Origin of the sequence: Mesorhizobium sp. BH1-1-5 (assembly GCF_020165615.1) — a bacterium.
GTDB lineage: Bacteria > Pseudomonadota > Alphaproteobacteria > Rhizobiales > Rhizobiaceae > Mesorhizobium.
The window spans coordinates 149,559-165,928 of the sequence record NZ_JAIUIM010000010.1; the positions used below are offsets into that span (position 1 = coordinate 149,559).

Consider the following 16,370-nt stretch of genomic DNA (forward strand, 5'->3'; position numbering starts at 1 on the left):
GGCAGGACTGGGCAATGAAGGCGTTTTTCGTGCAGATAAAGTGCGACCTGGGCAAGGCCTATGAGGTCGCCAGCGCGCTGGCCGATGCCGAGATCGCCTCGGAAATCTACTCGACCGCCGGCAATTACGACCTGCTCGCCAAATTCTATGTCGACGACGAGGAAGACATCGGCCACTTCGTCAACGAGCGGGTGCAGATTCTGCCGGGCATCAAGGACACCTTCACGATCGTGACCTTCCGGGCGTTCTGACGGGTCCTGGCGATGCCCTGCCGGGAAGCAGGAACTGACCCGGCCCTTGCCGCCCGTGCCTTAAATTTAGGCAATTTGCATAGAGCGGCCGTTACGGCTTCCTAAATCACCGATTGCGCTTGATTTTCTCGGGCGAGGCCAGTGAAATGGTCTCAGAGGGGAGTACGCGATTGGCAGCGTTCGACGAAATGCTTCCGGAAGTCTCCGGATTGAGAAGACCTTATGAGGCTTACGATCGCTGGCTGAAGGAGCAGGACCCGGCCAGGCTTACCCAGAAAATGCAGGACGCCGAGCGCGTCTTCCGCAAGACCGGCATCACCTTTGCCGTCTATGGCGAGCAGGAAGCCTCCGAGCGGCTGATCCCTTTCGACATCGTGCCGCGCATCCTCTCCGGCCAGGAATGGCGCCGGCTGACGCAAGGCATCGAGCAGCGCGTGCAGGCGCTGAACGCCTTCCTCGACGACATCTACCACCGCCAGGAGATCCTACGCGCCGGGCGCGTGCCGAGGGAGCTCATTGCCAAGAACGAGGCCTTCCTGCCCGAGATGATCGGGGTCAGGCCGCCGGCCGGCGTCTACACCCACATCATTGGCGTCGATATCGTCCGCATCTCGGAGAACGAGTTCTACGTGCTGGAGGACAATGCCCGCACGCCGTCCGGCGTCTCCTACATGCTGGAGAACCGCGAGACGATGATGCAGCTCTTTCCCGAGCTGTTCCAGAAGATCAAGGTGCGGCCGGTCGAGAACTACCCGCAACTTTTGCGCCAGTCGCTCGCCGCGGTGCGGCCGCAAGGCGCAAAGGGCGCGCCGACCATCGCGGTGCTGACGCCGGGCTCCTACAACTCGGCCTATTTCGAGCATGCCTTCCTCGCCGACCAGATGGGCGTGCAGCTCGTCGAGGGGCAGGATCTGCGCGTCGTCGACGGCCATGTCGCGATGCGTACCACCGAAGGCTACAAGCAGATCGACGTGCTCTACCGGCGTGTGGACGACAACTTCCTCGATCCGCTGACGTTCCGGCCGGATTCGGCGCTCGGCGTGCCGGGCATCATGGATGTCTACCGCGCCGGCAACATCACCATCGCCAACGCGCCTGGAACCGGTATCGCCGACGACAAGGCGATCTATTCCTACATGCCGGAGATCGTCGAGTTCTACACCGGCCGCAAGGCGATCCTCGGCAACATCCCGACCTGGCGCTGCTCGGAGCCGGACAGCCTCAAATATGTGCTAGAGCACATCGGCGAACTGGTGATCAAGGAAGTGCACGGCTCCGGCGGCTACGGCATGCTGGTCGGCCCGGCGGCGACCAAGAAGGAATGCCAGGAGTTCGCCAAGAAGCTGCAGGCCAAGCCCTCGAACTACATTGCCCAGCCGACGCTCGCGCTGTCGACCTGCCCGATCCTGACCGAGAAGGGCCTGTCGCCGCGCCATGTCGACCTGCGGCCTTATGTGCTGGTTTCGGATCGTATCCAGATCGTGCCGGGCGGCCTGACGCGCGTGGCTCTCAAAGAGGGATCTCTGGTGGTCAATTCCTCACAGGGTGGCGGCACGAAGGACACGTGGGTGCTGGATGATTGAGATGAATGAGTAGGGAATAGTCAGTAGTCAGTAGGGGAAAGAGCAATGCCACATTCGGTCGAAGTTGGAAGATTCACTACTCACTACTCACTATTCCCTACTCACTAACCGAAGGGCCCGACATGCTTCTAGGCCGCACCGCCAACGGTCTCTACTGGATGAACCGCTATATCGAGCGGGCCGAAAACATGGCGCGCCTCGTGGATGCGGGCCTGCGCATGGCGCTGACGCGCACCCAGGATGCATCCGAAGAGTGGAACTCGGTGCTGCTCAGCGCCGGCTCGGACATCGCCTTCAGCCAGAAGTACCAGGATTACACCGCCGCAAACGTATCCGACTTCCTACTGCGCGATACTTCGAATCCGTCGAGCACGATGTCGTCGATCGAGACCGCGCGCAACAATGCCCGCATGGTGCGCACGGCGTTGACGCGCGAGACCTGGGAAAGCATCAACGAAGCCTGGATGTCGCTGAAGCGCATGCTGGCGAGGCCGATCGACGAGCGAGACCTGCCGACGGTGCTCGATGCCATCAAGCGCGAGACGGCGCTGATCCGTGGTTCGTTCTACGGCACGATGCTGCGCAACGAGATCTTCGATTTCTCGCAGCTCGGCACCTATGTCGAGCGCGCCGACAACACGGCGCGCATCCTCGACGTGAAATACTATGTGCTGTTGCCTTCGCTGTCCTGGGTCGGCTCAACGCTCGACAATTACCAGTGGGAGTCGATCCTGCGCTCGGTGTCGGCGCACCGCTCCTATCGCTGGGTTTATGAAGCCGACTACAAGCCGACGAACATCGCCGATTATCTGATCCTCAACGTGCGCATGCCGCGCTCGCTGACCTTCTGCTACCGTTTCCTCGGCGAGCACCTGAAATTCCTCGCCGACGATTATGGCGAGCGCCATGCCTGCCACGCCACGGCCGAGAAGATCCAGGCGCTGCTCAAGAGAGGGTCGATCAAGGACATATTCGATCACGGCCTGCACGAGTTCCTGGCCGAGTTCATTCGAGACAACACCAGGCTGGGCGACGAGATCGCCCAGGACTACCGGTTCTATTGAGCACAGCCGAGGGCGAGCACTATGCGGCTCAAGATCTCCCATCGCACCGAATACCACTATGATCAGCCGGTGCAGTATCTGCTGCAGCGGCTGCGCCTGCTCCCTTCCAGCGGGCGTACGCAGACCGTCGGCTCCTGGGCGATCAAGGTCGAAGGCGCGCGCGAGGAACTGCGCTTCACCGACCATTTCGGCAATGACACGCGGCTGGTGAGCGCCGAGAGCGGCCAGAATTCGATCACCGTCGAGGCCGCCGGAGACGTGACCACGCATGACACGGCGGGCGTAACGGGGCCGCATCAGGGCTTTGCGCCGCTCTGGCTGTTCGCACAGCGGACGCAACTCACCGCTGCGGGCGAGGGCATACGCGAGTTGGCCGGCCTGGTCGGGCAGGGCCCCGAGATCGAGCGGCTGCATCGGCTGATGGGCGCTATCCGCGAACGTGTCGCTTACAAGCCCGGCACGACCAGCGTCGTGACGCCGGCGGAGGAAGCTGTGGCGTTGAAATCCGGCGTCTGCCAGGACCACAGCCACATCTTCATTGCAGCGGCCGGCGTGCTTGGCTTTCCCGCCCGCTATATCAGCGGCTATCTGATGATGGATGCCGCCGTCGAGCAGGCGGCGAGCCATGCCTGGGCCGAGGCCTATGTCGTCGGGCTCGGATGGGTTGCCTTCGACCCCGCCAACGGTATCTCTCCCGACGAACGCTATGTGCGGGTGGCGATGGGGCGCGACTACCGCGACGCCTCGCCGGTGTCGGGGATACTGCTGGGACAGGCGCAGGAGAAGCTTGCCGTCACCGTCACGGTAGAGCAGTAATCTGCGCCGCAATCGCTGGAGCGGTTCAGCGTTTGATAGAATCGCCGAACCGTTCTATCTCTTTGTTTTCACGCAATTCCGGACGGAAACCGCTCCACGCCTTTCCTGGAATTGCTTTTAGCAGAAGAGCGACCATGACCTATTGCGTCGGCCTCAAGATCGATCGCGGGCTCGTGTTCATGTCGGACACGCGCACCAATGCAGGCATGGATTCGATCTCGACCTTCAAGAAGATGCATGTGTGGGAACAGCCCGGCGAGCGCGTGATCGTGCTGATGTCGGCGGGCAACCTGGCCACGACGCAAGCCGTCGTCAGCCTGCTCGACGAGCGCAACAAGGCGGTGAGCGACCGCCATGGGAAGCTGCTCGAGACGCCGTCCATGTACCAGACGGTGCGGCTGGTCGGCGACACGGTCAAGGAAGTGATCGCGCACGCGTCGCCGGACGGCGAGAAGGCGGATTCCTATTTCAACGCCTCCTTCATCCTTGGAGGTCAGATCAAGGGGAGCGCGCCCAGGCTGTTCATGATCTATCCGGAAGGCAACTTCATCGAGTCGACCGACGACACGCCTTTCTTCCAGATCGGCGAAACGAAATACGGCAAGCCGATCATCATCCGTGCCTATGACCGGACAATGAGCCTGGCCGAGACGGTGAAGCTGCTTCTGGTGTCGTTCGATTCGACATTGAAATCCAACCTTTCGGTCGGGCTGCCACTCGATCTGCTGTTCCTGGAACAGGATGCGTTCAAGGTCGGCTTGAACCGACGGATCGGCCAGGACGATCCGTACTACCGCACCATTTCGGACGGCTGGTCCAACGCGCTGAAAATCGCGTTTTCAAACCTGCCGGATTTCCCGGGGTGGGAGCTCTCGATCCTACCGTTGCCTGATCATATTTAACATGTTAATTAAAAACTGAGAACGGTTCGACCGGCCGGTATCTTCGACGGCTGCTGGGAGGAAAAAATATGAACAATGACGAATTCCGCGGCTGGTCGCGGCGGGCGGCCGATTGGGGCGTCGATTACCGTGCCGGCCTGCGCGACCGTCCGGTGCGGCCGGCGATCGCGCCGGGCGAGATCTTCAGGAGCATCGAGGCCTCGCCGCCCGAAATGCCCGAACCGATGGAAAAGATCTTCGCCGATTTCGAAGACAAGATCGTGCCTGGGATGACGCATTGGCAGCATCCGCGCTTCTTCGCCTATTTCCCGGCCAATGCGGCGCCGGTTTCGGTCGTGGCTGAATATCTGGTCTCGGCGATGGCCGCGCAGTGCATGCTGTGGCAGACCTCGCCGGCGGCGACTGAGCTCGAGACGCGCATCGTCGACTGGATGCGCCAGGCGCTCGGCCTGCCCGAGGGCTTTTCCGGCGTCATCCAGGATTCGGCCTCGTCGGCGACGCTTGCTGCGGTGCTCACCATGCGCGAGCGGGCGCTCGACTGGCAGGGCAACAAAAAGGGGCTGGCCGGGCAGAGCAAGCTTCGTGTCTATTCCTCCGACCAGGTCCACACCTCGATCGACCGCGCCATCTGGGTCTCCGGCATCGGCGAGGAAAACCTCGTCCGCATCCCGGTCAGCGGACGTTTTCGAGCGATGGACACCGCCGTGCTCGAAGCGGCGATCGTCGCCGATCACGAAGCCGGGCTGCTGCCCGCGGGCATCATCGCCTGCGTTGGCGGCACCAGCACCGGCGGCACCGACGACATCGCGGCGGTGGCCGCCGTCGCGAAGCGGCACGGGCTCTATCTGCATGTCGACGCCGCCTGGGCCGGGTCGGCAATGATCTGCCCGGAATACCGGCATTTCTGGACTGGCGTCGAAGGTGCCGATTCCGTCGTCTTCAACCCGCACAAGTGGCTGGGCGCGCAGTTCGACTGCTCGATCCAGTTCGTGCGCCAGCCGGAGGACCTGGTGCGCACGCTGGCCATCAAGCCGGATTATCTGAAGACGCGCGGCCATGACGGCATCATCAATTATTCGGAATGGTCGGTGCCGCTCGGCCGCCGTTTCCGCGCGCTGAAACTCTGGTTTCTGCTGCGTGCCCATGGCCTCGAAGGCCTGCGCAAGATGATCCGCAACCATGTCGCCTGGAGCGAGGGGCTGGCCGTGCGGCTGGGCAAGGAAGCGGATTTCGAGCTGGTCAGCGAGCCGATGCTGTCGCTGTTTTCGTTCCGGCACCGGGCGCCGGCAGGCACCGATCCGGACGAGCACAATCTGCGCCTGGTCGACGCGATCAACACCGATGGCCGTATCTACCTGACGCAGACACGGGTCGATGGGCGCGTTGCGATCCGCTTCCAGGCGGGGCAGTTCGAGTCGACGGCAGCTGATGTCGATGCGGCGTTCGATGTCATAACCGAGATTGCGCGGCGTCCATCTTGAGGCAGCGGACGTTCCGCGCTGGTTTGCCTCTTGCAATCAGGTAATTTTCGTTAGCCGGCTTATGCCTTTTCTTCACTTTCGTTTTCCGCTATAGACGGAAAAAACGAAAATGGAGGACGCGCGATGTTTCTTTCGCCACGCCATGCCGAGATCATCCAGATGGCGAAAGACCATGGCCGGGTGCTGGTCGACGACCTGGCGACGCATTTCAATGTGACGCCGCAGACCATCCGCAAGGACCTCAACGATCTGTGCGATCAACGCCTGCTGACCCGCATCCATGGCGGCGCGCTGTTCCCGTCCGGCATCGAGAACATGGAATACGAGGCGCGCCGCAAGATCGCTGCCGACGAGAAGGAAGCGATCGGCAGCGCGGCGGCGAGACTGATCCCCGACAATGCCTCCCTGTTCATCAATATCGGCACCACCACGGAGGCCGTCAGCAAGGCGTTGCTCGATCATAACGGGCTTATGGTCATCACCAATAACATCAATGTTGCCAATAGGATGCGTATCTATCCCACGATCGAGGTGGTGATCGCCGGCGGCGTGGTGCGCGGATCCGACGGCGGCGTCGTCGGCGAAGCTGCCGTCGATTTCATCCGCCAGTTCAAGGTCGATTATGCCGTCATCGGCGCCTCGGCGATCGACCATGACGGCGCGCTGCTCGATTTCGACTTTCGCGAGGTGAAGGTGGCGCAGGCCATCATCGCCAATGCGCGCCACGTCATCCTGGTTTCCGACCGGACGAAATTCGAGCGCACGGCCCCGGTTCGGATCGGTCACCTTTCGCAGGTGAATACCTTCATCACCGATCGTTGCGAGATCCCGTCGATCCGCCGGATTTGCGAGGAGACAGAGGTTCGGCTGATCGAGACGGCGCTCGAATAGGCGCGTATCACGGCTGGCTCACGCAGTCGTGATATTTCGTTTGACATTCGGTTTGAGTTCGAAATAATTCCGCCACGGTTTCGTAAAACACAAAAATGGTGCAATGCGAAATCGTTGGAGGAAACTTTGGACGCATCTCCGATCCATGACATTTTCGTCATAGGCGGCGGCATCAATGGCTGCGGCATAGCCCGCGACGCCGTCGGTCGCGGATTTTCAGTCTATCTCGCCGAGATGAACGATCTCGCCAGCGGAACCTCGTCGGGCTCGACGAAGCTCATCCATGGCGGCCTTCGCTATCTCGAATTCTATGAGTTCCGGCTGGTGCGCGAGGCGCTGATGGAGCGCGAGGTCCTGTGGAAGAACGCGCCGCACATCATCTGGCCGATGCGCTTCGTGCTGCCTTACGCCAAGGGCCTCAGGCCCGCTTGGCTGATCCGACTCGGCCTGTTCCTCTACGACCATATCGGCGGGCGCAAGCTTTTGCCGGCGACGAAGACGCTGGACATGGCCAACGACCCTGCCGGCAAGCCTTTGAAGCCTTTGTTCCACAAGGCTTTCGAATATTCCGACGGTTGGGTCAACGATGCGCGCCTGGTGACGCTGAACGCGCGTGACGCGGCCGACCGAGGCGCCATCATCCGCACCCGCACCAAGGTCGCCAGCGCGCGGCGCGACGGTTCGAACTGGACCGTCAAGGTGCAGAATGTGCTTACCGGTGAAACCGAGGAGGTTCGCGCCCGGCTTCTCGTCAACGCCGCCGGCCCCTGGGTCGATCACGTGCTGTCGACCGCGGTCGGCCAGAACGACGTCCACAATGTCCGCCTCGTGCAGGGCAGTCACATCGTCATCGCCAAGAAGTTCGACGATCCGCGCGCCTATTTCTTCCAGAACAAGGATGGCCGCATCATCTTCGCCATTCCCTATGAGGAAGAATTCACGCTGATCGGCACCACAGACCGCGACTATCCCGGCGATCCGCATGACGTGAAGATCTCCGATACGGAGATCGACTATCTGTGCGCCGCGGCGAGCGAGTATTTCGCGCAACCCGTGAAGCGCTCCGACATCGTCTGGACCTATTCGGCGGTGCGCCCGCTCTATGACGACGGCGCCTCCAAGGCGCAGGAGGCGACGCGCGACTACGTGCTGAAGACCGATGGCGGGGAGGGAACTGCCCCGCTTCTCAACGCCTTCGGCGGCAAGATCACGACCTTCCGCCGGCTGGCGGAATCGATGCTGGAGAGGATCGAAGGTTTTCTCGGCAAGCGCGGCCAGCCGTGGACGCATGACGCGCCGCTGCCGGGCGGCGATTTCCCGGCGACCGGTTTCGATGCCCAGGTCGCCAGGTTGAAGAACACCTATCCGTTCCTCGACCAGCGGCTGGCGCGCCGCTTCACCCGGCTCTACGGCACGCGCGCGGAAAAGCTGCTCGGGTTCGCCAAGTCGAATGCCGATCTCGGCCGCAATTTCGGCGCCGACCTTTTCGAGGCCGAGGTGCGCTATCTGGTCGACAACGAATGGGCGGTCACCGCCGAGGACGTGCTGTGGCGCCGCACCAAGCGCGGCCTGCATTTCAGCCGCGAACAGATGGCGGCACTGGAAGAATTCATGCGCGGACTGAGCAACCGTCACGTCGCGGCGGCGGAATGAGGATCGACCGCTGACGCGCAAGGCCTGGGAGGAGGCGTGATGCTGGAACTGAGGAACGTGACGAAGACGGTCGGCGCGCAGGAGCACATCCGCGACGTTTCGCTGACGCTTCAGCACGGCTCGCTGAACGTGCTCCTCGGGCCGACGCTTTCCGGCAAGACCAGCCTGATGCGGCTGATGGCGGGCCTCGACGCGCCGACGTCCGGCTCGGTCTGGTTCGACGGCAAGGACGTCACCGGACAGAAGGTGCAGAAGCGCAACGTCGCCATGGTCTACCAGCAGTTCATCAACTATCCGGCGATGACGGTCTATGAGAACATCGCCTCGCCGCTCAGGGTGGCCGGCGTCGAGCGGGGCAAGATCGACAAGGAAGTGCGCAACGCGGCGGCGCTCTTGCAGCTCACGCCCTATCTCGACCGCACGCCGCTCAATCTGTCCGGAGGACAGCAGCAGCGCACCGCGCTTGCCCGCGCCATCGTCAAGAATGCCAGCCTGGTGCTGCTCGACGAACCTCTGGCCAATCTCGACTACAAACTGCGCGAGGAACTGCGCGCCGAGCTGCCGAAGATCTTTGCCGCCGCCGGCACGATCTTCGTCTATGCCACGACCGAGCCGCACGAGGCGCTTCTGCTCGGCGGCAACACGGCGACGCTTTCGCAAGGGCGCGTCACGCAATTCGGCCCGACGGTCGATGTGTTCCGCAAGCCCGTCGACCTGGTGACGGCAAGGACGTTTGCCGATCCGCCGCTCAACACCATCGTGCTCTCCAAGAAGGGGGCGGACTTCCTGCTCGAGGGCGGCGTCAAACTGCCGGTGCCGCCGGAGCTCGCCGGCATTGCGGACGCCAGCTACACGATCGGCTTCCAGCCGCATCATCTGTCGCTGGAGCGTCCGAACGCCAGCGCCGTGCCGGTGCGGGCCAAGGTCACCATCACCGAGATCACCGGCTCGGAAAGCTTCGTCCATCTCGATTTCGCCGATGCGCGCTGGGTAATGCTTGCGCATGGCATCCTCCATTTCGAGACGGACGACGAGGTCGAGGTGTTCATCGATCCGCGCCACATCATGGTGTTCGACCAGAACGGCCGCGCCGTGACGGCGCCGAAGCTGGCGGCCTGAGGAGCAAACGATGGCGCGCATCGACGTCAACCACATCCGCCACTCCTACCTGCCCAACCCGCAGAAGGATTCCGATTTCGCGCTGAAGGAAGTGCACCACATCTTCGAGGATGGCGGCGCCTATGCGTTGCTCGGGCCGTCGGGCTGCGGCAAGACCACCTTGCTCAACATCATTTCAGGACTGCTGCACCCGTCGCACGGCCAGTTGCTGTTCAACGGCCGGGACGTGACCAATCTGTCGACGCAGGAGCGCAACATCGCGCAGGTGTTCCAGTTCCCGGTCATCTACGACACGATGACCGTCTACGACAATCTGGCCTTCCCGCTGCGCAACCGCCGCGTGCCGGAGACGGACGTCGACCGCAAGGTGCGCGAGACGCTCGACATGATCGATCTCGCCGGGCTGGCGAAGAAGAAGGCGCGCGGGCTCACCGCCGACCAGAAGCAGAAGATATCGCTGGGGCGCGGCCTGGTGCGCTCGGACGTCAACGCCATCCTGTTCGACGAACCGCTGACGGTGATCGATCCGCATATGAAGTGGGTGCTGCGCTCGCAGTTGAAGCAGCTGCATCGCCGCTTCGGCTACACCATGGTCTATGTCACGCATGACCAGACCGAGGCGCTGACTTTCGCCGATCAGGTGGTGGTCATGTACGATGGCGGCATCGTGCAGATCGGCACGCCGGCGGAGCTCTTCGAGCGCCCGCGCCACACCTTCGTCGGCTATTTCATCGGCTCGCCGGGCATGAACGTGCTGCCGGTTGCGCTCGAAGGCAAGACCGCGAAGCTCGGCGCGCAGCGCATCGAGCTTCCGGGCGTGCCGAAGGCCGAAGCCGGCGCCGTCGAGCTCGGCATCCGCCCCGAATATGTGCGGCTCGGCCGCGAGGGCATGGCGGTGCAGGTCAGCAAGGTCGAGGACGTCGGCCGCCACAAGGTCGTGCGCGCCAATCTCGAGGGCAAGGAGATCGCGGCCGTCATCGGTGAGGACGACGAAGTCCCGGCCGAGCCGAAAGTCCGCTTCGATCCGGCCGGCATCAACATCTATGCCGATTCCTGGCGCGTCGAGATGGGGGCATAGATGGACAAGACCTGGAACAACAAGGCCTGGTTCCTCGTGCTGCCGGTGCTGGTGCTGGTGGCGTTCTCGGCCGTCATCCCGCTGATGACCGTCGTCAACTATTCGGTGCAAGACACGTTCGGCAACAATGTCTTCTTCTGGGCCGGCACCGAATGGTTCGAGGAACTGCTGCATTCCGACCGCTTCTGGGAAGCGATGGTGCGCAACCTGATCTTCTCCTTCATCATCCTGGCGATCGAGGTGCCGCTTGGCATCTTCATCGCGCTCAACATGCCGAAGAAGGGCTGGGGCGTGCCGGTCTGCCTCGTGCTGATGGCGCTGCCGCTGCTCATCCCGTGGAACGTCGTCGGCACGATCTGGCAGGTGTTCGGCCGCAACGACATCGGCCTGCTCGGCTATTACGTCAACGCGCTCGGCATCGACTACAATTACGTCCAGGATCCATTCGACGCCTGGGTCACCGTCATCATCATGGACGTCTGGCACTGGACCAGCTTGGTCGTGCTGCTCTGCTATGCTGGCCTCGTCTCCATTCCCGACGCCTTCTACCAGGCGGCAAAGATCGACGGCGCCTCGCGCTGGGCGGTGTTCCGCTACATCCAGCTGCCGAAGATGCAGCGCGTGCTGCTGATCGCTGTGCTGTTGCGCTTCATGGACAGCTTCATGATCTATACGGAGCCCTTCGTCGTCACCGGCGGCGGTCCCGGCAATTCGACGACCTTCCTGTCGATCGACCTGGTGAAGACGGCGCTCGGTCAGTTCGACCTCGGCCCGGCGGCGGCGATGTCGCTCGTCTACTTCCTGATCATCCTGTTGTTGTCGTGGGTGTTCTACACCGTGATGACCAACTACGACGCGGAGCGCTGAGAGATGGCGGGCGCCAACGAGACGACACGCGTGAGCGACGCGGCGGTCACCGAAGTCGGCAGCGCTCTGTCGCAGGACGAGGTGGCGAAGCTGATGCGCCGCCGCGGCGAGGAATCGCGCTGGTGGTGGATCGTGCCGACGCTCTACATCGTCGTGCTGCTCCTGCCGATCTACTGGCTCATCAATATGAGCTTCAAGACCAATGCGGAGATCGTGTCGTCGCTGACGCTGTTCCCGCACAATCCGACACTGGCGAATTATCGCACCATCTTCACCGATGCTTCCTGGTACTCGGGCTACATCAATTCGATCACCTATGTGGTGATGAACATGGTGATCTCGGTCGCGGTGGCGCTGCCGGCTGCCTACGCCTTCTCGCGCTATCGTTTCCTTGGCGACAAGCACCTGTTCTTCTGGCTGCTGACCAACCGCATGGCGCCGCCGGCGGTGTTCGCGCTGCCGTTCTTCCAGCTCTATTCGGCCTTCGGTCTGATCGACACCCATATCGCGGTGGCGCTGGCGCATTGCCTGTTCAACGTGCCGCTGGCGGTGTGGATCCTCGAAGGCTTCATGTCGGGCGTGCCGAAGGAGATCGACGAGACCGCCTATATCGACGGCTATTCCTTTCCGCGCTTTTTCGTGAAGATCTTCATGCCGCTGATCGCCAGCGGCATCGGCGTGGCCTGCTTCTTCTGCTTCATGTTCTCCTGGGTGGAGCTCCTGATCGCGCGCACGCTGACCACGACAGACGCCAAGCCGATCGCCGCCACGATGACCCGCACCGTCTCGGCCGCCGGCATGGATTGGGGCCTGCTCGCCGCCGCCGGCGTGCTGACGCTGATCCCCGGCGCGGTCGTCATCTGGTTCGTCCGCAATTACATCGCCAAGGGCTTCGCCCTGGGGAGGGTGTGAATGAAACGAACGCAAAAGTTCGTCCACAACACCATCGGCAAGGACTTTGCCCCGGGGAGGGTGCGACCATGAACCTCGACTTCTCCTGGATGGCGTGGACCTGGCCGACGGCGGCTTTCTTCGGAACCATCTTGCTGCTGCTGTGCGGCATGGCGGCCTGGGAATATGCTTCGCCGGGCGGCAATCCGCGTATCGGCATCCTGCGCTTCGAGACGACGCGCGGCGATCGCCTGTTCCTTTCGCTGCTCGGCAGCGCCTTCATCCATCTCGCTTGGCTGGGTCTGGTTGGACCCAACCTGTGGTGGGCTCTCGCTCTTTCCGTGATCTACGCCATTGGCGTGTTCCGATACGTATAGAGGGGGAATAGTCGGAGCGGTCGCGTGCTGGCGGCCGCTCCGGATCGCACTTGCAACCTAAAGACTGGAGGAGACACATGCGACGGCAATTTCTAACATCGACGACCGCCCTTGTCCTATTGCTGGGAGCGGGTCATGCCTATGCCGGAATGGATGAGGCAAAAGCCTTTCTCGACAAGGAGATAGGCCCCCTGTCGACGCTTTCGCGCGCCGATCAGGAAAAGGAAATGCAGTGGTTCATCGACGCCGCCAAGCCGTTCGCCGGCATGGACATCAAGGTCGTGTCGGAAACCATCGCCACCCACTCGTATGAATCGCAGGTGCTGGCGCCTGCCTTCTCTGCCATCACCGGCATCAAGGTCACGCATGACGTCATCCAGGAAGGCGACGTCGTCGAGAAGATCCAGACCCAGATGCAAACCGGCCAGAACCTCTATGATGGCTGGGTCAACGACTCCGACCTCATCGGCACGCACTGGCGCTACCAGCAGGTGCGCAACCTGACCGACTGGATGGCAGGCGACGGCAAGGATGTCACCAACCCGAACCTCGACCTGAAGGACTTCATCGGCACCTCGTTCACGACGGCGCCGGACAAGAAGCTCTATCAGCTGCCCGACCAGCAGTTCGCGAACCTCTACTGGTTCCGCTACGACTGGTTCAACGACGAGAAAAACAAGGCGGACTTCAAGGCCAAATACGGCTACGACCTCGGCGTGCCGGTCAACTGGTCGGCCTATGAGGACATCGCCGAGTTCTTCACCGGCCGCGAGATCGACGGCAAGAAGGTCTATGGCCACATGGACTACGGCAAGAAGGACCCGTCGCTCGGCTGGCGGTTCACCGACGCCTGGCTGTCCATGGCCGGTAACGGCGACAAAGGCATTCCGAACGGCCTGCCGGTCGACGAATGGGGCATCAAGGTCGACGAGAATTCGCGTCCCGTCGGCTCCTGCACGGCGCGCGGCGGCGACACGAATGGACCGGCGGCGGTCTACTCGATCCAGAAGTATCTCGACTGGCTGAAGGCTTACGCTCCGGCCGAAGCGCAGGGCATGACCTTCTCCGAATCCGGCCCGGTGCCGGCGCAGGGCGCGGTCGCGCAGCAGATCTTCTGGTACACCGCCTTCACCGCTTCGATGGTCGACGCCGGCGCCAAGGCCGTGATGAACGACGACGGCACGCCGAAATGGCGCATGGCCCCGTCGCCGCATGGCGTCTACTGGAAGGACGGCATGAAGCTCGGCTACCAGGACGTGGGTTCCTGGACGCTGATGAAGTCGACGCCGACCGACCGCGCCAAGGCCGCCTGGCTCTATGCGCAGTTCGTCACCTCGAAGACCGTCGACGTGAAGAAAAGCCATGTCGGCCTGACCTTCATCCGCGAGAGCACGATCCACGACAAGAGCTTCACCGAGCGCGCTCCGAAGCTCGGTGGCTTGATCGAGTTCTACCGTTCGCCGGCCCGCGTCCAGTGGTCGCCGACCGGCACCAACGTGCCTGACTATCCGAAGCTGGCGCAGCTCTGGTGGCAGGCAATCGGCGATGCCTCGTCCGGCGCGAAGTCGGCTCAGGAAGCGATGGACTCGCTCTGCGCCGAGCAGGAAAAGGTCATGAGCCGCATCGAGAAGTCGGGCGTCCAGGGCGATATCGGCCCGAAGATGGCCGAAGAGCATGACCTCGCCTACTGGAACGCCGACGCGGTCAAGAAGGGCAATCTCGCTCCTCAGCTGAAGATCGAGAACGAGAAGGAAAAGCCGGTCACCATCAACTATGACGAGCTGGTGAAGAGCTGGCAGAAGTAAGCCTGTCTATGCGGGCGTTCGCGCCCGTGTGAAATTGGGGGAGGCGGCGCGTTGCCGTCTCCCCTGTTCGTGTCAAGGCGGAGGAAATGGAATGAGCGGTTTTGTGCTGGCGATCGACCAGGGAACGACGTCGACCCGGGCGATCCTGTTCGACGACAAGATGAAAGTCGCGGGCACCGGCCAGCAGGAATTCGCGCAGCATTATCCGGCTTCCGGCTGGGTGGAGCATGACCCCGAAGACATCTGGTCGAGCGTTCTCACCACGGTGAAGGCCGCGCTGAAGGCCGCCGGCCGCGCGGCCTCGGATGTCGCCGCGATCGGCATCACCAACCAGCGCGAGACGGTCGTGATCTGGGACAAGGCGACGGGCAAGCCGATCCACAAAGCGATCGTCTGGCAGGACAGACGCACGGCGCCGCTCTGCCAGAAGCTGAAGAAGCAGGGGCTGGAGAAGACATTCACGAAGAAGGCCGGCCTGCTGCTCGACCCCTATTTCTCCGGGACCAAGATCGCCTGGATGCTGGATAAGGTGAAAGGCGCCAGGAAGCGCGCCGAGAAGGGCGAATTGCTTGCCGGCACCATCGACAGTTTCCTGATTTGGCGGCTGACCGCCGGCAAGGTTCACGCCACCGACGCAACCAATGCCTCGCGCACGCTGGTCTACAACATCGAGAAGAATGTCTGGGACGAAGAGCTGCTCTCGATCCTGAACATACCGGCCGCGATCCTGCCTGAGGTGAAGGACTGCGCCGACGATTTCGGCGTCACCGAGAAGGGTCTGTTCGGGGCCGAGATGCGGATCCTCGGCGTGGCCGGCGACCAGCATGCGGCGACCATCGGCCAGGCCTGTTTCGAGCCCGGCATGATGAAATCGACCTACGGCACGGGCTGCTTCGCGCTGCTCAACACCGGCGCCGACCTGGTGCGGTCCAAGAACCGGTTGCTCACCACCATCGCCTACAGGCTGAACGGCAAGACCACCTACGCCCTGGAAGGCTCGATTTTCATCGCGGGCGCCGCCGTGCAGTGGCTGCGCGACGGTATCAAGGTGATCGGCAAGGCCGAGCAAAGCGGGGCGCTGGCGGCGACCGCCGATCCGGCGCAGCAAGTCTATCTGGTGCCGGCCTTCGTCGGTCTCGGCGCGCCGCACTGGGACGCCGAGGCGCGTGGCGCGATCTTCGGCCTGACGCGCAATTCGGGTCCGGCCGAGTTTGCGCGCGCAGCACTTGAGTCGGTCGCTTTCCAGACGCGCGACCTGCTCGACGCCATGCGCAAGGACTGGAAAGGCGCCTCGGCCAAGACGGTGCTTCGCGTCGATGGCGGCATGGTGGCCTCCGACTGGACCATGCAGCGGCTCGCCGACATTCTCGACGCGCCGGTCGACCGCCCGACGATCCTGGAGACGACCGCGCTTGGCGCGGCATGGCTCGCAGGATCGAAGGCCGGCGTGTGGCCGAAGGCAAAGGAATTCGCAAAGAGCTGGGCGCTGGAGCGGCGCTTCAGGCCGGAGATGGATGCGGCCACGCGTTCGGTGAAGCTGGCCGGGTGGCGCGATGCCGTGCGGCGGACTTTGAGTGGGCAATGAGGACTAC

At 62.7% G+C, this 16,370-nt stretch carries 15 protein-coding genes; all 15 read left to right on the top strand.

Annotated elements, in window-relative coordinates:
• Positions 1-14: 14 nt before the first annotated feature.
• Positions 15-251 (top strand): Lrp/AsnC ligand binding domain-containing protein, encoded by a 237-nt coding sequence (locus tag LB572_RS15615; RefSeq protein WP_059185676.1) that lies wholly within the window; start codon positions 15-17, stop codon positions 249-251.
• Positions 252-421: 170 nt separating this feature from the next.
• Positions 422-1,834: a circularly permuted type 2 ATP-grasp protein gene (locus tag LB572_RS15620; RefSeq protein WP_224668326.1), complete on the top strand. Its 1,413-nt coding sequence runs from the start codon at positions 422-424 to the stop codon at positions 1,832-1,834.
• Between the two features lie 122 nt (positions 1,835-1,956).
• Positions 1,957-2,898, top strand: coding sequence for an alpha-E domain-containing protein (locus LB572_RS15625; RefSeq protein ID WP_040987177.1), 942 nt, complete (start codon positions 1,957-1,959; stop codon positions 2,896-2,898).
• Positions 2,899-2,919: 21 nt separating this feature from the next.
• Entirely contained in the window at positions 2,920-3,714 is a 795-nt protein-coding gene (locus tag LB572_RS15630; protein WP_224668327.1) for a transglutaminase family protein, read from the top strand.
• Between the two features lie 134 nt (positions 3,715-3,848).
• Positions 3,849-4,616, top strand: a complete 768-nt coding sequence (locus tag LB572_RS15635) for a peptidase (RefSeq protein WP_224668328.1) — start codon at positions 3,849-3,851, stop codon at positions 4,614-4,616.
• A 68-nt stretch (positions 4,617-4,684) separates the two neighbouring features.
• Complete coding sequence (locus LB572_RS15640) at positions 4,685-6,097, top strand: pyridoxal phosphate-dependent decarboxylase family protein (protein WP_224668329.1); 1,413 nt, start codon at positions 4,685-4,687, stop codon at positions 6,095-6,097.
• A 123-nt stretch (positions 6,098-6,220) separates the two neighbouring features.
• Complete coding sequence (locus tag LB572_RS15645; protein WP_140802468.1) at positions 6,221-6,988, top strand: DeoR/GlpR family DNA-binding transcription regulator; 768 nt, start codon at positions 6,221-6,223, stop codon at positions 6,986-6,988.
• Between the two features lie 126 nt (positions 6,989-7,114).
• Positions 7,115-8,641, top strand: a complete 1,527-nt coding sequence (gene glpD, locus LB572_RS15650; RefSeq protein WP_224668330.1) for a glycerol-3-phosphate dehydrogenase — start codon at positions 7,115-7,117, stop codon at positions 8,639-8,641.
• A gap of 39 nt (positions 8,642-8,680) precedes the next feature.
• A complete protein-coding gene (locus LB572_RS15655; RefSeq protein WP_140802466.1) occupies positions 8,681-9,760 on the top strand; it encodes an ABC transporter ATP-binding protein in 1,080 nt (359 codons plus the stop codon).
• A gap of 10 nt (positions 9,761-9,770) precedes the next feature.
• Positions 9,771-10,838, top strand: a complete 1,068-nt coding sequence (locus LB572_RS15660; protein WP_140802465.1) for an ABC transporter ATP-binding protein — start codon at positions 9,771-9,773, stop codon at positions 10,836-10,838.
• Positions 10,839-11,705: a carbohydrate ABC transporter permease gene (locus LB572_RS15665; RefSeq protein ID WP_224668331.1), complete on the top strand. Its 867-nt coding sequence runs from the start codon at positions 10,839-10,841 to the stop codon at positions 11,703-11,705.
• Between the two features lie 3 nt (positions 11,706-11,708).
• A complete protein-coding gene (locus LB572_RS15670; protein WP_140802463.1) occupies positions 11,709-12,617 on the top strand; it encodes a carbohydrate ABC transporter permease in 909 nt (302 codons plus the stop codon).
• Positions 12,618-12,685: 68 nt separating this feature from the next.
• The gene (locus tag LB572_RS15675; protein ID WP_140802462.1) at positions 12,686-12,973 is read left to right on the top strand and encodes a DUF2160 domain-containing protein; all 288 of its coding nucleotides are present in this window, start codon (positions 12,686-12,688) and stop codon (positions 12,971-12,973) included.
• Between the two features lie 77 nt (positions 12,974-13,050).
• Positions 13,051-14,778, top strand: a complete 1,728-nt coding sequence (locus tag LB572_RS15680) for an ABC transporter substrate-binding protein (protein ID WP_140802461.1) — start codon at positions 13,051-13,053, stop codon at positions 14,776-14,778.
• Between the two features lie 91 nt (positions 14,779-14,869).
• Positions 14,870-16,363 (top strand): glycerol kinase GlpK, encoded by a 1,494-nt coding sequence (glpK, locus tag LB572_RS15685; protein WP_224668332.1) that lies wholly within the window; start codon positions 14,870-14,872, stop codon positions 16,361-16,363.
• Positions 16,364-16,370 lie beyond the last annotated feature (7 nt).